At 76.1% G+C, this 19,972-nt stretch carries 16 protein-coding genes and 1 pseudogene; all 17 read left to right on the forward strand.

All coding sequences use genetic code 11. The features are described from left to right. Positions 1 to 157: 157 nt before the first annotated feature. Positions 158 to 847, forward strand: a complete 690-nt coding sequence (locus INN71_RS12090) for a hypothetical protein (RefSeq protein WP_301800543.1) — start codon at positions 158 to 160, stop codon at positions 845 to 847. A gap of 249 nt (positions 848 to 1,096) precedes the next feature. Further along, a complete protein-coding gene (locus tag INN71_RS12095; protein ID WP_301800545.1) occupies positions 1,097 to 1,255 on the forward strand; it encodes a plantaricin C family lantibiotic in 159 nt (52 codons plus the stop codon). Positions 1,256 to 1,352: 97 nt separating this feature from the next. Beyond that, complete coding sequence (locus INN71_RS12100; protein WP_277500638.1) at positions 1,353 to 1,517, forward strand: class II lanthipeptide, LchA2/BrtA2 family; 165 nt, start codon at positions 1,353 to 1,355, stop codon at positions 1,515 to 1,517. Positions 1,518 to 1,596: 79 nt separating this feature from the next. After that, positions 1,597 to 4,575, forward strand: coding sequence for a type 2 lanthipeptide synthetase LanM (gene lanM / locus INN71_RS12105; RefSeq protein WP_301800547.1), 2,979 nt, complete (start codon positions 1,597 to 1,599; stop codon positions 4,573 to 4,575). Beyond that, entirely contained in the window at positions 4,572 to 6,719 is a 2,148-nt protein-coding gene (locus tag INN71_RS12110) for a peptidase domain-containing ABC transporter (protein WP_301800548.1), read from the forward strand. Before lanM ends, INN71_RS12110 begins: the two co-directional genes overlap by 4 nt. A 13-nt stretch (positions 6,720 to 6,732) precedes the next feature. Further along, positions 6,733 to 9,615, forward strand: coding sequence for a DUF4135 domain-containing protein (locus INN71_RS12115; protein ID WP_301800549.1), 2,883 nt, complete (start codon positions 6,733 to 6,735; stop codon positions 9,613 to 9,615). After that, on the forward strand, positions 9,615 to 10,577 hold the full coding sequence (locus INN71_RS12120; protein ID WP_301800550.1) for an LLM class flavin-dependent oxidoreductase: 963 nt from the start codon (positions 9,615 to 9,617) through the stop codon (positions 10,575 to 10,577). The genes INN71_RS12115 and INN71_RS12120 overlap by 1 nt, the downstream gene beginning before the upstream one ends. After that, positions 10,574 to 11,563: an ABC transporter ATP-binding protein gene (locus tag INN71_RS12125; protein WP_301800552.1), complete on the forward strand. Its 990-nt coding sequence runs from the start codon at positions 10,574 to 10,576 to the stop codon at positions 11,561 to 11,563. Before INN71_RS12120 ends, INN71_RS12125 begins: the two co-directional genes overlap by 4 nt. Beyond that, entirely contained in the window at positions 11,560 to 12,417 is an 858-nt protein-coding gene (locus INN71_RS12130) for a hypothetical protein (RefSeq protein WP_301800554.1), read from the forward strand. The genes INN71_RS12125 and INN71_RS12130 overlap by 4 nt, the downstream gene beginning before the upstream one ends. Before the next feature lie 87 nt (positions 12,418 to 12,504). After that, on the forward strand, positions 12,505 to 13,899 hold the full coding sequence (locus INN71_RS12135) for a M20/M25/M40 family metallo-hydrolase (RefSeq protein ID WP_301800557.1): 1,395 nt from the start codon (positions 12,505 to 12,507) through the stop codon (positions 13,897 to 13,899). Next, on the forward strand, positions 13,896 to 15,410 hold the full coding sequence (locus INN71_RS12140) for an MFS transporter (RefSeq protein WP_301800558.1): 1,515 nt from the start codon (positions 13,896 to 13,898) through the stop codon (positions 15,408 to 15,410). The genes INN71_RS12135 and INN71_RS12140 overlap by 4 nt, the downstream gene beginning before the upstream one ends. 139 nt (positions 15,411 to 15,549) lie before the next feature. Then, positions 15,550 to 16,140: a DUF1992 domain-containing protein gene (locus INN71_RS12145; RefSeq protein WP_277500646.1), complete on the forward strand. Its 591-nt coding sequence runs from the start codon at positions 15,550 to 15,552 to the stop codon at positions 16,138 to 16,140. Positions 16,141 to 16,450: 310 nt separating this feature from the next. Further along, positions 16,451 to 16,861: a hypothetical protein gene (locus INN71_RS12150; RefSeq protein WP_301800559.1), complete on the forward strand. Its 411-nt coding sequence runs from the start codon at positions 16,451 to 16,453 to the stop codon at positions 16,859 to 16,861. 86 nt (positions 16,862 to 16,947) lie between these two features. Continuing rightward, positions 16,948 to 17,376: a hypothetical protein gene (locus INN71_RS12155; RefSeq protein ID WP_301800560.1), complete on the forward strand. Its 429-nt coding sequence runs from the start codon at positions 16,948 to 16,950 to the stop codon at positions 17,374 to 17,376. Between the two features lie 117 nt (positions 17,377 to 17,493). Then, complete coding sequence (locus tag INN71_RS12160) at positions 17,494 to 18,600, forward strand: CoA ester lyase (protein ID WP_301800561.1); 1,107 nt, start codon at positions 17,494 to 17,496, stop codon at positions 18,598 to 18,600. Positions 18,601 to 18,603: 3 nt separating this feature from the next. Continuing rightward, positions 18,604 to 19,491 (forward strand): CoA ester lyase, encoded by an 888-nt coding sequence (locus tag INN71_RS12165; RefSeq protein WP_301800562.1) that lies wholly within the window; start codon positions 18,604 to 18,606, stop codon positions 19,489 to 19,491. Between the two features lie 154 nt (positions 19,492 to 19,645). After that, a pseudogene (locus INN71_RS12170) lies at positions 19,646 to 19,972 on the forward strand (hypothetical protein); the annotation flags it as partial.

A 19,972-nucleotide genomic window follows, 5' to 3' on the forward strand; every position in this document is an offset into this window, starting at 1 on the left:
GGCCACCGGCCCCAGAGCGGCCGCCGGCCCGGATCTCCGTCGCGCGGCCGATGCGCCGCCCGCCTCCCCCTGCCTAGGTTCGAGGGCCACCACCGTCGGCCCACCCGGTCGCCGGGCCCGCCGACCCAGAGGGGAGCGGCCGCCAGCGGCCGACATCGTGCACCCGACCCGCATCCAGGTCCGCGCCACGACCGGACCCGCGACGACCCCGTCCCTCGAGGACGAGCTGGTCGCGGCGGGCCCTGCCGTGGCGGCCGACCCGGGGCGGGCGCCGGCGGCGGTACGCCGCTGGCTGCGGACGCTCTGGGCCGTGGGCGCCTGGCTGCGCGGCCGCCACGACGCGGTCGCCGACGCCACCTCGCCGGCACCCCCCGCGCCCGAGAGCCCCACCTGGACGCGGCCCGCGGCGCTGCCCGCGCCGTACCGGGTCTCGCTGGAGCACTGGGCGGACGCCCTCGCCGCCGGCGGCACCGCACTGCAGGGCCCCCTCGGCCTCGACCGGCTGCACGCGCAGCCCTCCGGTGTCGTGCTCGTGCGCGTCACCGCCCACCCCCTGGGTGACCCGGCCGCGGACGTCGGCGGCGTGGTCGGCGACCTCGCGCGGCTGCAGTGGTACGTCGAGGCCGCGGGCCACCCGGCGGGCACCCTGCAGCGCCTGGCGGCCGCGTTCACCACCGGCTACCGCGGCCTGCCGCCCGACGCCCGGCTCGACGAGTCCGCCCTGCGGCGGGCGGTCGCGCTCCGCGTCGGGCACCGCGCCGGCGAGCCCGCTCCCCCGCCCGGCGGGGACGACGACGCGGCCCCCGTGCGGGCCCTCGTCGAGCGAGCCTGGCTGCTCGAGGACTGAGCGGCGGAGACGGGGCGACCCGGCCTCCCCCGCGCGGCGGAGACAGGGCCCGTGTCCACCCCCCGCAGGGCCCAGAAATCCCCCGCGACACCTCGCCCGCGCGGCCGATGTGCGTCCCCCCACGGGTTGGCAGGTTGGTGCTCACCACAAGGCATCCGGAAGCAGCGAGCAAGAGCAGGACCTCATCCAGCCGATCGCCCGGAGACGCGTGGATCCATCACCCACACATCCCTCGGAAGGGGAAACCTCATGAAGAGCATCGACTGGATCGAGGAGATCGACGAGCAGTCGTTCGACAACGAGGTGTTCGGCGCCTGCACGACGAACACGTTCTCCCTCAGCGACGCCTACGGCAACACCGGCGACTGGTGCACCCTCTCGCAGGAGTGCATGGCCTGGTGCCCCTGAGCGGCCCGCACCACCCGCTCCACCACCAGCAGGACCGCACCACCGGCACCACCCGTCCACCACATCCAGCACTCCCAGCACGGAAGGAACAGCCACGATGAAGAAGAACCTGGAGCTCGGCCGCTACACCGACGAGGAGCTCGTCGAGCTGACCGAGGGCGACGCGCAGGGCGGCGGCACGCCGACCGTCGTGATCAGCGTGATCTCGGCCTACGTGTCGACGAACAGCTGCCCCACCACGTCCTGCACGGACGAGTGCTGAGGCACCTCGCCCGCCCGTGAGCCGCCGGCACCAGCCGCCGCGACCGCCCCACCCACCAGCCGACGCCGAGAGGGCCGCCATGTCTGCCACGTTCTACCCCGAGCTGACCTCGAGCGAGGTCGACGAGATCATCGAGCCGCTGGCGGACCTGCGGCTGGACCTGCGCGACGAGCACGTCCTCGACGCGCTGCCGCCCCGGCGCCTGCCCCTCGACTCCTTCGGCGAGGGTGCCGAGACCTACACGTTCGCCCGCATCAGCGAGGCCGTCTCCGCACACGTCTACGCCGCGCTGTGGGACCCCGACCTCGACCTGCACCTCGCCGACCCCGCCGCCTTCCGCGCGCAGGTCGAGCTCGTGCTCGTCCGCGACTTCTTCGACCTGGCGGTCCGGCCGCTGGCCGACCTCCTGGTGCCCCGCGAGGGCGTCGACTCGGCCGAGGCCTACCGCCGCTTCTGCGCCGAGCAGCTCGCCTACCGCCTCCGCCCGCTCGCCCTCGCCCACCCGGTGACCTGGTCGCGCGTCGGCACCCGCCTCGAGCGCCGCATGGCGGCCGTCGCCGAGACGGTGCGCCGCGTCGTGGCCGACGCCGACGACGTGCACCGCCACCTCGGCGTCGCCCCCGCCCGCATCGCGGGCCTCAGCCTGGCGGGCGACACGCACGCCGGCGGCCGGTCGGTCTCCGTGGTCACCCTCGAGGGCGGCGTCCGGGTGGTCTACAAGCCCCGCCCCGTCGACGCCGAGGCCGCGTACGCCGACCTCGCCCGCCGCTGGAACGCGCTGGTCGGCACCGACCTGCAGGCCGCGTCCGTGCTGGCCCGCGACGGCTACGGGTACGTCGAGTTCGTCGAGGCCACCCCGGGCGCCGAGCCCGACCTCGACGCGATCGGCGAGCTCGCGGCGGTGCTCTACGCGCTCAACGCCCGCGACATGCACTTCGAGAACATCCTGGCCACCGCACGCGGACCGGTGCCCGTCGACCTCGAGACCCTCCTGCACCCGCAGCGCCACAAGGCCCGCGGCCTCGTCGAGACCGACCTCTCGGCGTACCGGAAGATGGACACCTCGGTCTTCGCCATGGGCGTGCTGCCGATGGTGATGGCCCGCGCCGACCGCGACGGCTACGTCGACGTCGGGTTCCTCGGCGGCGGCGAGGCGCGCGGCTCCGGCCCGTTCCGCCGCTTCGCGGTCGAGCACCCGTTCCGCGCCGAGGTGCGCGTGCACTGGGACGGGCGCCGTGCCCCCGAGCCGCAGCGCCGCGAGGAGCTGCCCCGCGACGCGCAGCGCCGCACCATCGACGCCATCACCGCGATGACGGACGGGTTCGCCCGCGCCTACGAGCAGGTGCTCGCCCACCGCGAGGAGTTCCGGGCGCTCGTCGTCGAGCTCTTCGGCACCGCCCGCCTGCGCTACGTGCACAACGCGACGGTGCAGTACGAGCAGTGCCTGCGCACCCTCACCGGCGCCGCGACCGGCGCCGACCCGCGCCTGGCGGCCAGCCTGCTCAAGCGCATCGCCATCGCGAGCCGCGGGGCCGACCACCGCCTCGTCGCCTCGGAGTGCACCCAGATGTGGGACACCGACGTGCCCTACCTCCTCGTGCGCGCCGACCAGAGCCACCTGACCGCGGCCCACGACCCCACGCCCGTCGCCGACCTCGTGGCCAGCCCGCTGGCCCAGCAGCAGCGCAAGCTCGACCGGCTCGGCGAGCGCGACCTGGCCGAGCAGCTGCAGCTCATCCGCATCGCCCTGAGCGCCAAGCTGCCCGACCCGCACGGCATGTACGACGCCGCCGCCGTCTTCGCGTCGGCTGCCCCGGCCGCCCGTCGTACGACGGACCGCGGCGCCCTGCGCGACCTCGCCGCCCGCCTCGCCCACGAGATCGCGGACGAGCAGGTCGAGGACCGCTACCCGCACCTGCCCCACACGTGGGTCGGACCGGTCGCGTCGTCGGACTCCGAGCGCCCCTGGCCCCCCGGCGTGCTGGGCTACGACCTCTACACGGGGCGCACGGGGCCGGCCACGACGCTGGCCGCTGCGGGCGTCGTGCTCGGCGAGGAGCGGTTCGTCGCCGCCGCCCGCCACGTGTTCGACCCGGTGGCGCGCATCCTGGCGGCCAACTCCTACGAGTCCCGCAGCCTCGCGGCAGCCGGGCAGGGCGCCTACAACGGCTTCGCCGGTGCGACCTGGGGCATCTGGCAGGCCGGCCGCCTGCTGGACGACCCGGCGCTGCTCGACGCCGCCCGCACGGCCCACGCGCTCGTGCCCACCGGTGACGTGCACGACGGCTGGTTCGACGTCGTCGCCGGCGGTGTGGGCCGCTGGCTCGTGCTCGGCGACGACGCCGTCACCGGCCCCGAGGGACCGGGCGGCCGCGCGCCCGACCAGGTCGCCGAGGCCGTGCTGCACGCGCTCGGCACCGACCTGCCGGGCCGGCTCGCCGCCTCGGGTCTCGCCCACGGCGTCTCCGGCCTGCTGCTGCTGGCGGCCCGCGCGCTGGCCGCGACCGGCCACGAGCCGGCCCGGGACCTGGCGGTGCGCTGCCACGACGAGCTGCTGAGCGGGTTCCGCACCGCGGGGCAGGACGCGGCGTACCCCCTGCGCACCAACCGCGCCGGCGTCGAGAACCACACGGACAGCTGGTGCAACGGCTCGGCGGGCACGCTCGTCGCGCTCGGCGAGGCGGTGCGCGTCGGCGCCCTGCCCGCCGGCGTGCTCGAGGCCCCGCTCGCCGGGATCCGGGCGAGCAGGGTCGCCACCTCCCTCACGCTGTGCCACGGCGCGCTGGGGCTGCGCGACGCGCTCGGCCTCGTCGGCGCCGCCGCGCCCGGCACCCCGGCCGCCGCGGAGGCCGACCGGCTCCGCGCCGACCTCGACACCTGCCTGGGCGCCGACCTCGTCGAGCGGCGCCTGGCCGACCCGCTCATCCGCTACAACCAGAGCCCGGGGCTGATGACCGGTCGCGCCGGCGTGCTGTGGCACCTGCTCGACCGGGTGGAGCCGGGCGTGCTCGCCTCCCCGCTGGCCTTCGCGCGCGGCATCACCGGGGCGACGGCGTGAGCGCCGCCGGCCTGGCGCTGCCACGGCTGCGGCACCGCGTCCCCACCACGCTGCAGGTGACGCAGACCGAGTGCGGCCTCGCGGTCGCCCGCTCGGCGCTCGCCCACCACGGCCGCGAGCTGTCGATGACCCGGCTGCGGGAGGTGCTCGAGCCGGGCCGCGACGGCCTCGGCATGCGCCAGATCAAGGCGGTGCTGGAGAGCCAGGGCATGGAGTGCTCGATGCTGCGGGTGCGGCACGTCGACGGGCTGAACGCCCTCGAGGGCCCCTTCATCGCGCACTGGAAGGGCTACCACTTCGTCGTCGTCGAGTCGGTCGACCGCCGCGGCGCCGTGCTGATGGACCCGATGGTCGGCCGCGTGCGGGTGCCCCGCGACGAGCTGGAGCGCGACTTCTCCGAGTTCGTGCTGACCTTCGCGCCCGGCCCGGCCTTCACCCCCGAGCGGCGGCCGTTCGCCGCCGCGTGGCGCGACAAGCCGCTGTGGCCCGAGGCCTCCGCCGGCGGGTTCGCGCTGCTCGGGCTGATGAGCGTCGTGGCGTTCGGCTTCACCTTCGCCATCCCGGTGCTCACCAAGGAGCTCGTCGACGAGATCGTGCAGCCCGGCTCCGGCCTGGGCGCCGCGCTCGGCACCGTCGCGATCCTCGCCGTCGGGTTCGCGCTCGTGCAGGTGGTCCGCACGTACGCCGCGACCGCGCTCGTCTGCCGCGTGTCCTGGCAGCTGCTCGAGCGGGCGTTCTCCCACCTGCTGCGGCTGCCGCTGCGCTACTTCATGGTCCGCCCGCCGGGCGAGCTGATGTACCGCCTGAACAGCCTCAACCAGGTGCGCGACATCATCGCGACCCGCCTCATGCAGGGCGCGATCGACCTCCTGACCTCGATCGTCCTGGTCGGCTACGTCTTCTGGGTCTCCCCGCAGCTCGGCGCCGTCGTGCTCGGCTGCTACCTCGTCGTGGTCGTGCTGCTGGCCGCCAGCCAGAAGCTGGTGCGCAGCGCGACGGACGACGAGGTCCACCACGCCGGCAAGGTGCAGAGCATCCAGCTCGACGCCACCGTCTCCGTCGCCAACCTCAAGATCGGCGGCTACACCGAGACGTTCCTCGACGAGTGGCGCGACAGCTACCGCTCCATGCTGGCCGCGATGCGCCGCCGCATGCGGGTGCAGCAGGGCTGGATCGGCTCGACCGTCGCCACCATCCAGGCGCTCGGCCCCCTGACCGTCATGCTCATCAGCCTCTCGTGGGTGCAGGCCGGCACCATCACGCTCGGCGAGGCCGTCTCGGTGCAGGGCGTCGCCGCCCTCGTCTTCGGCCTGGGCCTCGCGGTCTACCAGGGGCTGATGGAGATCACCGTCGCCTCGCGCTACCTCGAGCGCTCCGAGGACATCTACGACTACGCCCCCGAGGCCGACCCCGGCACCCGCGAGCGGCTGCCCCACGCCGGCATCACCCTCGACGGCATCGGCTACCGCTACACCGACCACTCCCCCGACGTCCTCACCGACGTCTCGCTGGAGATCGCCCCGGGCGCCAAGGTCGCCCTCGTCGGCGAGTCGGGGTCGGGCAAGACCACGCTGGGCAAGATCCTCTGCAGCCTCTACGCCCCCACCTCCGGCGGGGTCCGGTACGGCGGGGTGCCCCGCGAGGAGCTCTCCCTGGCGGCCCTGCGCAGCCAGGTGGGCTACATCCCGCAGGAGGGCTACCTCCACAACAAGACGGTCGCGGAGAACCTGGTGCTCGGCACCGACCTGACCGAGGAGGACGCCATCGCGGCCTGCCGCGCGCTGCCCTTCATGGGCTTCGTCGACGGCCTCCCGATGGGCTACCACACGGTGGTCTCGGAGATGGGCACGAACTTCTCCGGCGGCCAGCGCCAGCGGGTCGCGATCGCCAAGGCACTCCTGCGCCGCCCCCGCATCCTCGTGCTCGACGAGGCGACCTCCGCGCTCGACAACGAGAACCAGCGCCTGGTGCACGAGGCCATCGCGGAGATGAGCTGCACGCAGGTCGTCATCGCCCACCGGCTCTCCACCGTCGTCGACGCCGACCAGATCGTCCTGCTCGAGGACGGTCGGGTCACCGAGGTCGGCACCCACCTGGACCTGACCGCCCGGGACGGCGCGTACGCGCGCATGTTCCTCAGCTGAGGAGGCACCCGCCATGGACACGATCACCGAGACCGTCGTCGACGTCCTCGCCCCGGTGCTGCACCGCGAGCTCGCCGCGTCCTCCTCCACCGACGGCACCGACGGCACCGGCCCGCGGGGCGAGCGGGCCGGCGTACCGGACGCGGTGGTGCACGACGCGGCCCGCGCCCTGCTGCTGGCCCGGGTCGCCAGCCTGGTCAGCCGCGTGACGGTGGTCGAGTTCCACGCCTTCCGCGAGGCCCGCGGCTGGCCCGCGGACCCTGCCTCGACCCGCGCCATGCAGGCCTGGACCGCCGGCTTCGACGCGGCCGAGGTCGCGGGCTGGTTCGAGCGCTACCCGGCGCTCGCCACGCTGCTCGACCGGGTCGCGGCGAACACGGGCCGCGCGGTGGCCGAGGCGGCCGACCGGCTGGTGGCCGACCGCGACGCGCTCGTCGCCGCCGGCATGCTCCCGGCCGACGCCGGCCCGCTCGTGCGGCTCGCCCACCTCGACTCCGACCCCCACCGCGGCGGCCGGATGGTGATGGGCCTGACGTTCGCCTCCGGGGCGCGGCTCGTCTACAAGCCGCGGACCCTGGCGGGCGACGCGGCGCTGCGCGCGTGCCTGCGCCTGATCTCCCGCGACCTGCCCCACGACCTCACCGCCTGCGTCCCGGCGGCGCTCGACCGCGGCACGCACGGGTGGCAGGAGCACGTCGTACCCGCCCCGGCGGCCGACCACCGCGACGCCGACACCTACTACTGGCGCTTCGGGGCGCTCGCCGCGCTGCTCGGCCCCATCGGCGCCACCGACCTGCACGAGGAGAACGTGATGGCCGTGCGCGACCGGCCCGTCCTCGTGGACCTCGAGACGGTGCTGCACGCGGAGCGCTCCACCGGCTCGCTCGACGTGGCCGACGGTCTCGGCGACCGGGTGCGGCGCTCGGTCGCAGGGACCCTGATGTTCCCGCAGCGCATGCCGACGGGGCCCTACTCCGTCGTGCTCGGCGGCGTCGGCATCCCCTACGACCAGGAGTCGTCGCGCACCGAGTTCGTCGTCGAGGACGGCGGCACCGACGGGGTCGACATCGCGCGGCGCACCTACACGTTCCTGCGCCGTCAGCACGTGCTCGCCTTCGCGGACGGCCGGGTCAGCAGCGTGCTCGACCACTACGCGGCGCTGCAGGACGGGTTCACCGCCGGCTACCGCAGCGTGGTCGCGCACCGCCGGGAGATCCTCGGCCACCTCACCGCGCGGCCGTTCACGCTGCGCCAGATCGTGCGGCCCACCGGCACCTACGCGCGCCTGCTCAACGCCGCCACCCACCCCGACCTGCTGCGCGACCCCGCCGAGCTCGACCGGTTCCTCGCCCGCCTCCAGCCGCCGCTGGGCCTCAAGCTGCCCCACGTCGCGCGCTTCATCGCCGAGGTCGAGCGCGCCTCCCTGGCGGAGGGCGACATCCCCTACTTCACCGTCGACAGCGACGACTACCGGCTGCTGGGCGAGGACGCACGCTCCGTGCCCTTCACCGACCACACGCCCGCCGACTGGGCGTGGCTCGGGCTGCGGGACATGAGCGAGGACGACCTGCTCTTCGAGCGCCTCCTCGTCGAGGACGGGATGTCGGAGATGCGCCGCCTGCGCGCCCGGGCCGCCGAGACCGAGGGGGCCGACACCGCTGGCGCCCCCCGCGACACGCTGCCGGTCGACGTGGCGCCCCTGGTGTCCGGACCGGGCGCGGCGGGCGGCATCGACTGGCGGCCGGTGCGCGCGCTGCTGCGCCGCACCGCCGTCCGCACGCCGGGCGTCGACGGCGCCCAGCGCGGCTGGGTGACGGGCCTGCACGCCGACTCGCTGCCCACCTACGACATCGGCTCGGCCGTCGCGCTGCACGACGCCGGCGGCATCGGGGTGTTCCTGGAGCGCGCGGCGCGGACGGAGGGCTCCCTGGACACGACCGACGAGCTCGGGGAGGTGCGCCGCGGCCAGGCCGCGCTGGTGCGCCGCTACCGCGAGTCGCTCGAGCAGCTGCCGCTCTCGGTGATCTCGGGGCGGGCCTCGTTGGCGTACGGCGCGCAGCTGACCGCCCCGGGCGCCGCGGGCGTGCTGCCCCTCGTCGAGGCCGCGCTGGGCCTCGACGGCCGCGGCGGACTGGACGCCGAGCGCCTCGCGGCGGACGACCTGACCCGTGGGCTCCCCGGTGCCGGACTCGTGCTCGCCGGCGACCCGGCGATGCCGCTCGCCACGCTGGAGCGGGCGCTGGCCGCGACGGCGCGGCACGGCGTACCCGACCGTGCGGAGCACGACCTGGCCCACGGCACGCTCGGCGTGCTGTGGGCGCGCGCCGCGATGGCGCGCCGCCTCGGCGACGAGCGGGAGCTGCGGCGAGCGGTCGACGGCGTGCTCGCCGTCGCCGCGGTCGACCCGCCGCGCTCCGCCCGCGGCTGGTGCAGCGGCGCCGCCGCCCTCGCGCTCGTGCTGGCCGAGACGGTCGACGAGCACCAGGACGTCACCCGCCTGCGCCACCTCGCCGAGCGCGCCGCGGCCCCGCTGGTCGCCTCCGCCGGGCCGGTCGACCTCAGCGTCTGCCACGGCGCGGCGGGGGTCGTGCAGGTGCTCCTCCACGTGGCGCAGCGGCTCGACGCCTCCTGGGCCCTCGACCTGGCCGACGCGTGCTGGCGCTCGAGCGCCCACCACGCCGCTGAGCACGGGTTCTTCACCGGCGACCGGGCCAAGACGGCGGTGCTGGGCTACTTCCACGGCTGGGCGGGCATCGCCGACACCGCGCTGCTGCTCGAGCTCGCCCGGCGCGGCGAGCGGCCGTGGGTGCCCGCGGCGCTGCAGGTCGCGCCGTACCCGGTCGTCGACGAGCCGCGCCCGGCGCGTCCGGTCGCGACCCGCGAGGGGAGCCGGTGATGGACCACGTCTCGGTGATGCTCGGCGCCCAGCTCGACGGGCTCGGCCCGCTGGCGCAGGCCGCGACGCTGGCGGAGGAGCGCGACGTGCGCCTCTGGCTCGGCCAGTCGTTCCAGCTCGACTCCCACGACGCGCTCACGGCGCTCGCCGGGCGCGGCCACCACGTGCGGGCCGGGCTGGCCGTCGCGGTCGCACCGCTGCGCACCCCGTTCGACGCCGCGCTGCGGGCCCGGGGCGTGGCGGCGCTGAGCGAGCGGCCGTTCTCCGTCGCCTACGGCATCGGTACGGCGAGCGCCGCCGCCGCCCTGCGCGGCGCCCCGCTCGAGCGTCCGGGCAGCTGGGTGCGCGACTACGCCCGCGAGGTGCGGGCGCTGCTCGACAGCGACGCCGCAGCGACGGGGATGGCGCCGTACCCGCTGGCGAGCCCGCCGGTCGAGGTCGGGCTCGGCGTGCTGCGCCCGCGGATGGCCCGGCTGGCGGGGCAGGTGGCGGACTTCGCGGTGACGTGGCTGGCGCCGACGGCGTACCTCGCCGACACCGTGCTCCCCGGCCTCGAGCAGGGGGCCGCGGAGGCCGGCCGCCGGCGCCCGCGGCTCGTGTCGGTGGTGCAGGCGGCGGTCGCCCGCCCCGGCCGCGTGGCTCCCCGCCTGGCGGCGATCGCGTGCAGCACCCACCTCGGGCTGCCGCACTACCAGGCGATGCTGCGCTCCGCCGGCGTGCCGATCGAGGGACACCCCGCGCGCGACCTGCGCGCCGCCGTCGGCCACGGGCTCTTCACCTACGGCTCGCCGGCCGACGTCGCCGAGGTCGTCGCGGAGCACCGCCGCCTCGGCGTGGACGAGGTCGTCGTCAACGTGGGTGCCGTCGCCGTCGAGCACGGCGCCGCCGCGGCGGTCGCCGACCTCGCCGAGGTGCTCGACGCCTGCGGCGCGGAGGCGTCGTCGGGGAGGGACGTGGCGTGAGCTCCCCCGGCCCGGCACCCGGCCCGGCACCCGTCCTGGAGCTGCGGGGCGTCGCGCAGCACTACCCCGGCCGTGTCGCGCTCGACGGCGTCGACGCCACCGTCGCGCCGGGGACGCTGCTGGGGCTGCTGGGCCCGAACGGCTCGGGCAAGACGACGCTGCTGCGCGTGCTCCTCGGGCTCGAGCGGCCCACCGCCGGCGCCGCGCTGGTCGGCGGCCGCCCGCTCGCCCGCGTCGCGCGGCCCGCCGAGGTCGTCGGTGCGCTGCTCGACTGCGGCTGGTTCCACCCCCGCCGCTCCGGGCGCGACCACCTGCGGTGGATGGCCCGCGCCGCGGGCCTGCCCCGGGCGCGCGTCGAGGAGGTGCTCGACACCGTCGGCCTCGCCGACGCCGCGGGCGAGGCGGTCGAGCGCTACTCGCTCGGCATGCGCCAGCGGCTCGGCCTCGCGGGCGCGCTGCTGGGCGACCCGCCCGTGCTCGTCCTCGACGAGCCGTTCAACGGGCTCGACCACGCGGCCACCCGCTGGCTGGCGGAGCTGGCCGCCGCGCGTGTCGCGGCCGGCGGCACCGTCGTCCTCTCCTCCCACCAGCTCGCCGAGCTCGAGCCCCTCGTCGACCGCGTGCTCGTGCTCGGCCGCGGACGCGCGCTCTTCGACGGACCCGTCGCCGAGCTGGTGGCCGGCACGACGACCGCCGTCGCCGTCCGCCTCCTCGACCCCGTGCGCGACGAGGAGGCCGCCCGGCGCGCCCTGCGCATCGCCGGGCTGCGCCCCGAGGTGGGGCCCGACGGCAGCTGGCTGCTGCCGGGCGCCGGGCTCGACGCGGTCGCGACGGCGCTGGCGGGCGCCGGCGTACCCGTGCGGGGCATCGAGGAGCGGGGCGGTGGGTTGGGCGCGGCGTACGCCGACCTCGTCCGCGGCGCCACGCTGCCCGGCACCCCCGCCGTCCACCCACCCACCCCCACGAGCGCCGGGAGCGAGCGATGACGGCGACCTGGACCCCGCGACCGGCGCCGAGCCCGGGCCGCGTGCTGCGCGACCACCTCGCGGCCGAGCTCCTGAAGGCGACCTCGACCCGGCTGCTGACCCGCGGCGTCGGCCTCGCCCTGGCGCTCCCGCCCGTCCTGGCCGCGCTGCTCGGCGCGGCGATGGGCTCGCGGGAGAGCTTCTGCGCGACGCCCGGCAACGAGTGCCGGAACACGCTCGCGCTGCCCGACGAGACGGTGGCGACGATCGGGGTGCTCGGCGACGGCGTGCCGGGGGCCGGCCTCACCGTGCTGACGGTGCTGGCCGCCGTGCTGCTGCTCGCCGAGGTGCGCACGAACACGCTGAGCACCGCGTTCCTCGTGACCCCGCGGCGGCTGCCCGTCGTCCTCGCGAAGATCGCGCTGGTCGTGCTCGTCGTGGTGCCGACGACGTTCGTCGCGACGCTGGCCTCGGGGGTGGTCTTCGACGTCGTCGCGGGGCCCGCCGCCGCCCGTGTCGAGCCGCTGTCGGCCGCCGCGATCGGCGTCGCGGCCCGCACCACCTACGTCGTCCTCGCGTTCTCGCTCATGGCGCTGGGCGTCGCGGCCCTCACCCGCCACGCGGGCGTGACCCTCGGCCTCGTCGTCGCGTGGCCCGCGTTCGTCGAGCCGCTCGTGCCCGCCGTGCTGCCGCACGGGGAGCACCTGGCGCGGTTCGGGCCGTTCGCGAACGCGCTGGAGGTCGTCGGCACCGGCAGCGGGGTGGTGCCGTGGGGCGCCGGCGTCAGCGCGGCGTACGTCGGGGTGGTCGCCGTCGTGCTGCTCGGTGCGGGCGTCGTGCGGCTGCTGCGCGTCGACCTGGCGCGCACGACCTGACGCCCCGCCCGCCCGGCCCCCGCCGGTCCGGGCGAACCCGCCCGCGTGGCCCGTGCGGGCGCTACGGTGCCGCGCAGGGAGGGCACCATGACGCAGGACGCGCAGCAGGCGCACGCAGGACCAGCACCATCCGCACGACCCGAGGACGACCCGGCGGTCGCGGCGCTGCGCGCGCTCGTGCGCGTCCCCACGGTCTCGCGGCGCGCCCCCGACACCGTCGAGCCGGGCGTGTTCGCGCGGCTGCACGACGAGCTGGCGACGCACTTCCCGCTGCTCCACGAGCACCTCGAGCTCGTGCGGGTGGGCAGTGACGCGCTGCTGTTCCGCTGGCGGGGCACCGGCGGGGGCCCGGCCGTCGTGCTGATGGCCCACCTCGACGTGGTCCCCGTCGACGGCGAGGCGCCGTGGACCCACCCGGCGTTCGACGCCGTGGTCGCCGACTCCCCGGAGGGCCGGGCGGTCTGGGGCCGCGGCACGCTGGACGACAAGGGCAGCGTCGTCGGCGTCTGCGCCGCGGTCGAGCGGCTGCTGGCCGAGGGCTTCACGCCGGCCCGCGACGTCTGGCTGTCGTTCGGCAGCGACGAGGAGGTCTCGGGCACGACGGCCCAGGCCGCCGTCGACCACCTGCGCGACGCCGGCGTCGCACCCTGGTTCGTGCTCGACGAGGGCGGGGCGGTGGCGGGCGGCGCGTTCCCCGGCGTCACGACGCCGATGGCCGTCGTCGGGGTGAGCGAGAAGGGCACGACCCTGTTCGAGGTGCGCGCCACCGGCCGGGGCGGGCACTCCTCCACGCCGGCGCGCAACGGGCCGACCGCCCGCGTCGCCCGGGCCGTGCTGGCCATCGACCGGGCGCCGATGCCGGCACGCCTGCCCGCCCCGGCGATCGAGCTGTTCCGCCGCCTGGCCCCGCACGCACCGGCGCCCCTGCGGGTCGCGCTCGCCGCGGCGGGCGGGCGGCTGACGCCCCTGCTCACCCGCGTCCTCGCCGCCGCCGGCCCCGAGGCCGCCGCGCTGACGCGCACGACGCTGGCCACGACGATGCTGTCCGGCTCGCCCGCGCCCAACGTGATCGCGTCGACCGCCACGGCCGTCGTCAACGCCCGCATCCTCGTCGGCGACACCGTGGCGAGCGTGCACGAGCACCTGCGCCGCGTCGTGGGCGACCACGCCGAGGTGAGCGTGCTGGAGCCGGGCGAGCCGAGCCCGGTGTCGCCGTACGAGGACGACCCGGCCTTCGCCCTCCTCGAGACGACGACGGCGGAGGTGTTCCCCGAGGCCGTGCCCACGCCGTACGTGATGATGGCGGCCACCGACTCCCGCCACTTCACCGCGATCTGCGAGCGCGTCTACCGCTTCGCGCCGTTCCCGATGAGCAAGGCGCAGCGCGAGGCCATCCACTCCTACGACGAGCGCCTCACCGTCGAGGGGCTGTTGCGGGGCGTCGACTGGTACGCCGCCCTCCTGCGCGGGCTGCCCGCGTGAGCGCCGCGCGCCCGGGGGCGCCGGTCGGCTCCCCGCCCGGCGGCTCGCCCCTCGTGCCCGGGCTGTGGGCGATCGTCGGCTTCCTCGTCGCCGTCGAGCTGGCCAGCGGGGTGCTGCAGGGCTACTACACGCCGATCTTCTCCGACATCGCCGACCACCTCGGGATCCCCGAGGGCGACGTCAACTGGTTCGAGGCCGCGCAGCTGATGGTCTCCGCTCTCGCGGTGCCGCTGCTGGCGCGGCTCGGCGACCTGTGGGGCCACCGCAACGTGCTGCTCGTCTCGACGGCCGTCACGGCGCTGGGCTCGTGGATGCTGGCGTTCTCGCCGAGTTTCTGGACGTTCCTGGTGGGCTGGGCGCTGCAGGGCGCGTACGTCGTGTGGCTGCCCGTCGAGGTCGCGATCATCCACCGGCGCACCTCCGCGACGCGCGAGCAGGACCGGCTGACCCGGCGCGCCGCCGCGGTGCTCGTGGCGGCGCTCGAGGCGGGCGTCATCGTGGGCGCGCTGACGAGCGGTGCGCTGGTCGAGGCCACGTCGATGCCGGTGCTCCTGGCCCTGCCCGCCGTCGCCGTGACGCTCTGCTTCGTCGTCATCTGGTTCGGCATCGAGCGCGACCCGGGCGTCGCGACCGGCGGCTACGACTTCCGCGGGCTGGGCCTGCTCACCGTCGTGCTCGGCCTGGTGATGGCCGGTCTCGTCGTGGTGCGCCTCGAGGGCGTGGGCTCGCCCTGGCCGTGGCTGCTGCTGCTCGCGGGTGCCGCGTTCCTGTGGCTCCTGGTGCGCGTCGAGGCGGCCACCCCGGAGCCGCTGGTGGACGTGCGGCTGCTGGCGACGCCCGGCCAGTGGCCGGTGCAGCTGACCGCGTTCCTGTTCGGCATGAGCGTGCTCGGCGCGCAGATCCCGCTGTCGACCTTCGCGCGCGCCGACCCCGAGGAGGTCGGCTACGGCCTCGGGGTGGACGCGGCGACGGTGTCGACCTTCGTCGGGGTGTACGTCGTGACGATGCTCGTCGGCGCGCTCCTCCTGCCCCTCGCCACGCGGGTGCTCGGCCCGCGCGGTGCGATGGTCGGCGGGCTGCTGCTGGTGGCGCTGGGCTACGGGCTGTTCCTGCCGCTGCACGGCTCGGTGACCGAGATGCTCACCAACCTCGGCATCGCCGGGCTCGGCTCGGGCCTGCTCGTCGCCGCCCTGCCCGCGGCGGCCGCCGCCGCGGCGCCGCCCGACCGCACGGGGTTCGCGACCGGCATGACGAACGCGACGAAGACCGTCGGCGGGGCCATCGCCTCGGCCGTCTTCGCGATCGCCCTGACCGCGACGGGCTCGCTGGACGAGCCGGGCGTGGGCGCGGCGCCCCTGTCGGGCTACCTCACGGTCTGGGGCCTGTGCTCGGGGAGCGCGCTGCTCGCGGCGCTGGCCCTGCTCGCCGTACCCCGCGCGGGAGCGCCGACCGCGTCGACCGCGTCGGCCGTGACGCACACCACGGTCGCGGCACAGGCCCCGCGCAGGTAGAGCCCCCACCATGGGTACGGCGGCCCCGCACCCCCGAGCGCCGGCCGCCGCAGCGCCCTCCGGACCCGTCCCCCGCGTGGCCCGGAGGGCGCCTCACTCCTCCGGGTGGTTCGTACGCTGGTCGGCGGGGGTGATGACCGTGCCCGACGAACCCGATCCGACCGAGCGGCCCGACGCGACCACGCGTCCCGGCCCGGGCGACCGCTTCCGCGAGGACGAGCGCGACGAGCGCACCGGCCGGAGTGCGGCCGCCGAGCGGATCCGCCACCAGACGCAGTGGGTGGAGCTGCAGCTGCAACGCGCCCGCGACCGGGGCGACTTCGACGACCTGCCGGGCTACGGCAAGCCGATCGCCGACCTCGGCGTCGAGCACGACCCGGACTGGTGGGTGAAGCGGCTCGTCGAGCGCGAGCAGATCACCGGCGTGCTGCCGCCGGCGCTGGCGCTGCGCAAGGAGGACGCCGAGCTCGAGGCCCGCCTCGACCGGTTCGTCACCGAGAAGGAGGTGCGCCGCGAGCTCGTCGACTTCAACGACCGGGTGCGCCGGGCGCTCTACGGCAACCCCGGCGGACCGCCGGTGCTGACGCAGCGGCGCGACGTCGAGGCCGAGGTCGCCGCCTGGCGCGAGCGCCTCGCCGCCCGCCGAGCGGCCGCCGCCGAGCGCGCCGCCGCCGTCCAGGCGGACCGGCGCGAGCAGCAGCGGCGCCGCTGGTTCCGCCGTACCGGCTGAGGGGGTCGCGGTAGGAGCGGTGAGTGCGCAGGTTCAGCCGTCTGGCCCCTCGCCGACTGAACCTGCGCACTCTGCGTGAACCCGCGTCGTCCACAGCCCGGGGCGCGGGTGCGTGGGCCCGGCCCAGCGCGGGCAGGGCACGGCGGTGGACGAGATCGGGTGGACCGCACGCCGCGAGGGCCCCGTCGTGTGGACGCAGCCGCAGCGGTCGTGGCGATCGGACGGTCAGGCACGGAAGCCCCCCGCGGACCGTGTTCCCCGATCGGTGGCGTACGGGCCGGCGTGGCGCGCCCTCGGTGGCGGCTGGTTCGTGCCGCGATCGGCCGACCCGACCGTCGAGCAGCGGATCCTCGAGGTGGCCACGGTCGCCGGCGCGGTCACCACGGGCTCGGCCGCCCTCACGGGCTGGGCAGCGCTGCGGCTGCACGGTGCCCTCTACTTCGGGGACGACCCGGCCCCGGGCCGCCCGGTGGAGGTCGTCGACCCCACCCGGCAGCTGCGTGCCACGTCCGGTCGACGTCCCAGCCGGGCGGCCCTCCCTGCGGGCGACGTCGCCGTCGTCGCCGGTGTCCGCTGCACACGGCCTGAACGGGCGCTCGTCGACGAGCTGCGCCACCTCCCCGACCCGGTCGAGCGCGTCGTCGCCGTCGACATGGCGTTCGCAGCGCACCTGACCTCCGTGCACCGGCTGCGCCGGGGTCCCGGTCCGCCCTGGGCGTGACCGGGAGGCGCCGCCTCGGCGACCTGCTCGACCTCTGTGACGAGCGAGTGCTGTCCCCACCCGAGTCCCGGCTGCGGTCCCGGTGGGTGGCAGCGGGCCACCCCCGGCCGCTGTGCAACGCCCGCGTCCACGACGACGCCGGCGCCTTCGTCGGGGTGCCCGACCTCCTCGACGTCGAGGCGGGCCTCGCGATCGAGTACGACGGAGCCGCCCACCGCTCGCGGGCCCGGCACCGCGCCGACACCCACCGGCGCGAGCGGTTCGAGGCAGCCGGGCTCGCGGTGCTCGTCGTCGTCGCCGGGGACCTCGACGACCCGGGGCTCGACCGCCGCCTGACCGCCGCTCGGTCTCGGGCCTTGGCGTCCACGGCGCCTCGACGGTGGGAGGCGGACCCTCCCTGGGGGCCGGCCCGGTTCACGCTCGACGAGCGCATCGAGCATCGCGAGTCCACGACGAGGCCGCGGCGGCCGCCGGCTGAGTGCGCAGATTCAGTCCCCGGAGGGCCCGACGACTGAACCTGCGCACTCTTCCGCCGCCACCCGCTGTCCCCCGGCCCGCGCGCACCACCCCGACGTGACGACGGCCACGCCCCCGCTCCTACCGCCCGGTAGTCGCTGCTACGTTCCCGTTCCATGCGCAGCGCCAAGGACTTCTTCGCCCCGCTCGCGGTCGGCGCCCCGGCCCCGGTCCGTGAGATCCCGGCCCGGCCGAGCCGGGCCATCCACTTCTTCGACCCGGGCAACCCCAAGATGGCGGCCAAGGTGCCCGACATGGTCGGGAAGGTCGACGTGCTCCTCGGCAACCTCGAGGACGCCATCAAGGCGGACAGCAAGGTCGCCGCCCGTGAGGGTCTCGTGCGGATCGGCCAGGAGACCAAGGGCCTCGGCGGGCCCGGCGCGTCCACCCAGCTGTGGACGCGCATCAACGCTCTTGACAGCCCGTGGGTGCTCGACGACCTGCTGACGCTCGTGCCGGCGATCGGGCACAAGCTGGACGTCATCATGGTGCCGAAGGTGCAGGGCGCCGAGGACATCCAGTACGTCGACCGCCTGCTCGCCCAGCTCGAGGCCAAGGCCGGGCTCGAGCGCCCGATCCTCGTGCACGCGATCCTCGAGACGGCCCGCGGCGTCGCGAACGTCGAGGAGATCTGCGGCGCGAGCCCGCGCATGCAGGGCCTGTCGCTGGGCCCCGCCGACCTGGCGGCCGACCGCCGCATGAAGACCACGCGCGTCGGTGGCGGCCATCCCGGCTACCTCGTGCGCCAGGACCCGCCGCGCGGCGAGGACGGCGCGGCGCAGGTCGACGCCCAGCGCACGACGTACCAGCAGGACCTGTGGCACTACACGATCGCGCGGATGGTCGACGCGTGCGCGATGCACGGCATCTACCCCTACTACGGCCCGTTCGGCGACATCGCCGACGTCGTGGCGTGCGAGGACCAGTTCCGCAACGCGTTCCTGCTCGGCTGCGTCGGCACGTGGAGCCTGCACCCCAAGCAGATCGCCATCGCCAACCGCGTCTTCAGCCCGAGCGTGGAGGACATCGCCCACGCCCGCCGCGTCGTCGCCGCGATGGGTGACGGCACCGGCGCGGTCATGCTCGACGGCAAGATGGAGGACGACGCCTCCCTCAAGCAGTGCCTCGTGCTCGTCGAGCTGGCCGAGCAGCTGGCCGCCATCGACCCCGAGCTGAAGCAGCAGTACGACGCGATCGACGCCCCGACCGGTCAGGAGGCCTGAGCCATGAGCGAGACCACCCCGCAGTTCACGCCGCTCCGCTCGGTGCTCTACATGCCGAGCTCGAACGAGCGCGCGCTGGAGAAGGCCAAGAGCATCGCCTGCGACGGGCTCATCCTCGACCTCGAGGACGCGGTGGCCCCCGACGCCAAGCCCGCGGCCCGCGAGGCGGCGGCCGCCGCGGTCGGCAGCGGCGAGTACGGCCGCCGTACCGTCACCATCCGCGTCAACGGCCTCGGCACCCAGTGGCACGACGACGACATGGTCGCCGCCGCCCAGGCCGGGCCCGCGGGCGTCGTGGTGCCGAAGGTCAACAGCGCCGAGGAGGTCAAGCAGCTCGTCGCCGCGCTGGAGAAGGCCGGCGCCCCCGACCACACCCGCCTGTGGGCGATGGTCGAGACGCCCGAGGCCATCTTCGGCGTGCGCGAGCTCGCGGCCGCCGACGAGCGCCTCGCGGTGCTCGTCATGGGCACGAACGACCTGGTCAAGGAGCTGTACGCCGAGCACGTCCCGGGCCGTGCGCCGCTCCTGACGTCCCTGTCGTGGTCGGTGCTGGCGGCGCGCGCGGCGGGCGTCGCGATCCTCGACGGCGTCTACAACGACGTGAAGGACACCGACGGGTTCCTCGCCGAGTGCACCCAGGGCGCCCAGATGGGCTTCGACGGCAAGACCCTCATCCACCCCGGCCAGGTCGCGGGCGCCAACGAGACCTTCGCGCCCAGCGCGAGGGCCGTCGAGGACGCCCGCGGCGTGCTCGAGGCCTGGGAGGCCGGGAAGGGCTCCGGCGTCGTGACCTACAACGGCAAGATGGTCGAGAACCTCCACGTGGAGTCGGCCGAGCGGGTGCTCTCGATCCACGAGGCCATCACCGCGCTGGGCGGCGACGCGGGCTGAGGCCCGGGGCCGGGTCCCCGGTCCCGAGCGCCACGACGGCGCCTCCCCACCGGTCCGCAGGGGTCGGCAGGGAGGCGCCGTCGGCGTAACCTGGCCCGTCCCCGCGCGTTCCACCGAGGAGACCGGCCACCGCGCGCCGGCCCGGAGACGAGGTATGTCCACCACACCGCCCGACGACGGCAGCGAGTCGACCCCCACCGGCCACGACTTCCAGCGCGCCCTCATCGGCCTCTTCCGCGGCGAGGAGGAGCCGGCGTCGCCGGCGCCCGCCCCCACCGACGACGACGCCCCGGACCTCTACCCCGACGTGCCCGCCAGCCCGGCCGCCAGCTCGGCCGACGCCCCCGCCGACCCGCCGAGCGGTGCGACCGGCGACGCGCCGAGCGACCCCCCGACCGCCCCCCTCGTCGCCGCGACCGCCGCCGCGCTGGCGGCGCGCGGCGTGACCGGGACCCCCGGACCCGCGGGCGCCGCGCCTCCC

Origin of the sequence: Nocardioides sp. ChNu-153 (assembly GCF_030466625.1) — a bacterium.
Taxonomy (GTDB): domain Bacteria; phylum Actinomycetota; class Actinomycetes; order Propionibacteriales; family Nocardioidaceae; genus Nocardioides.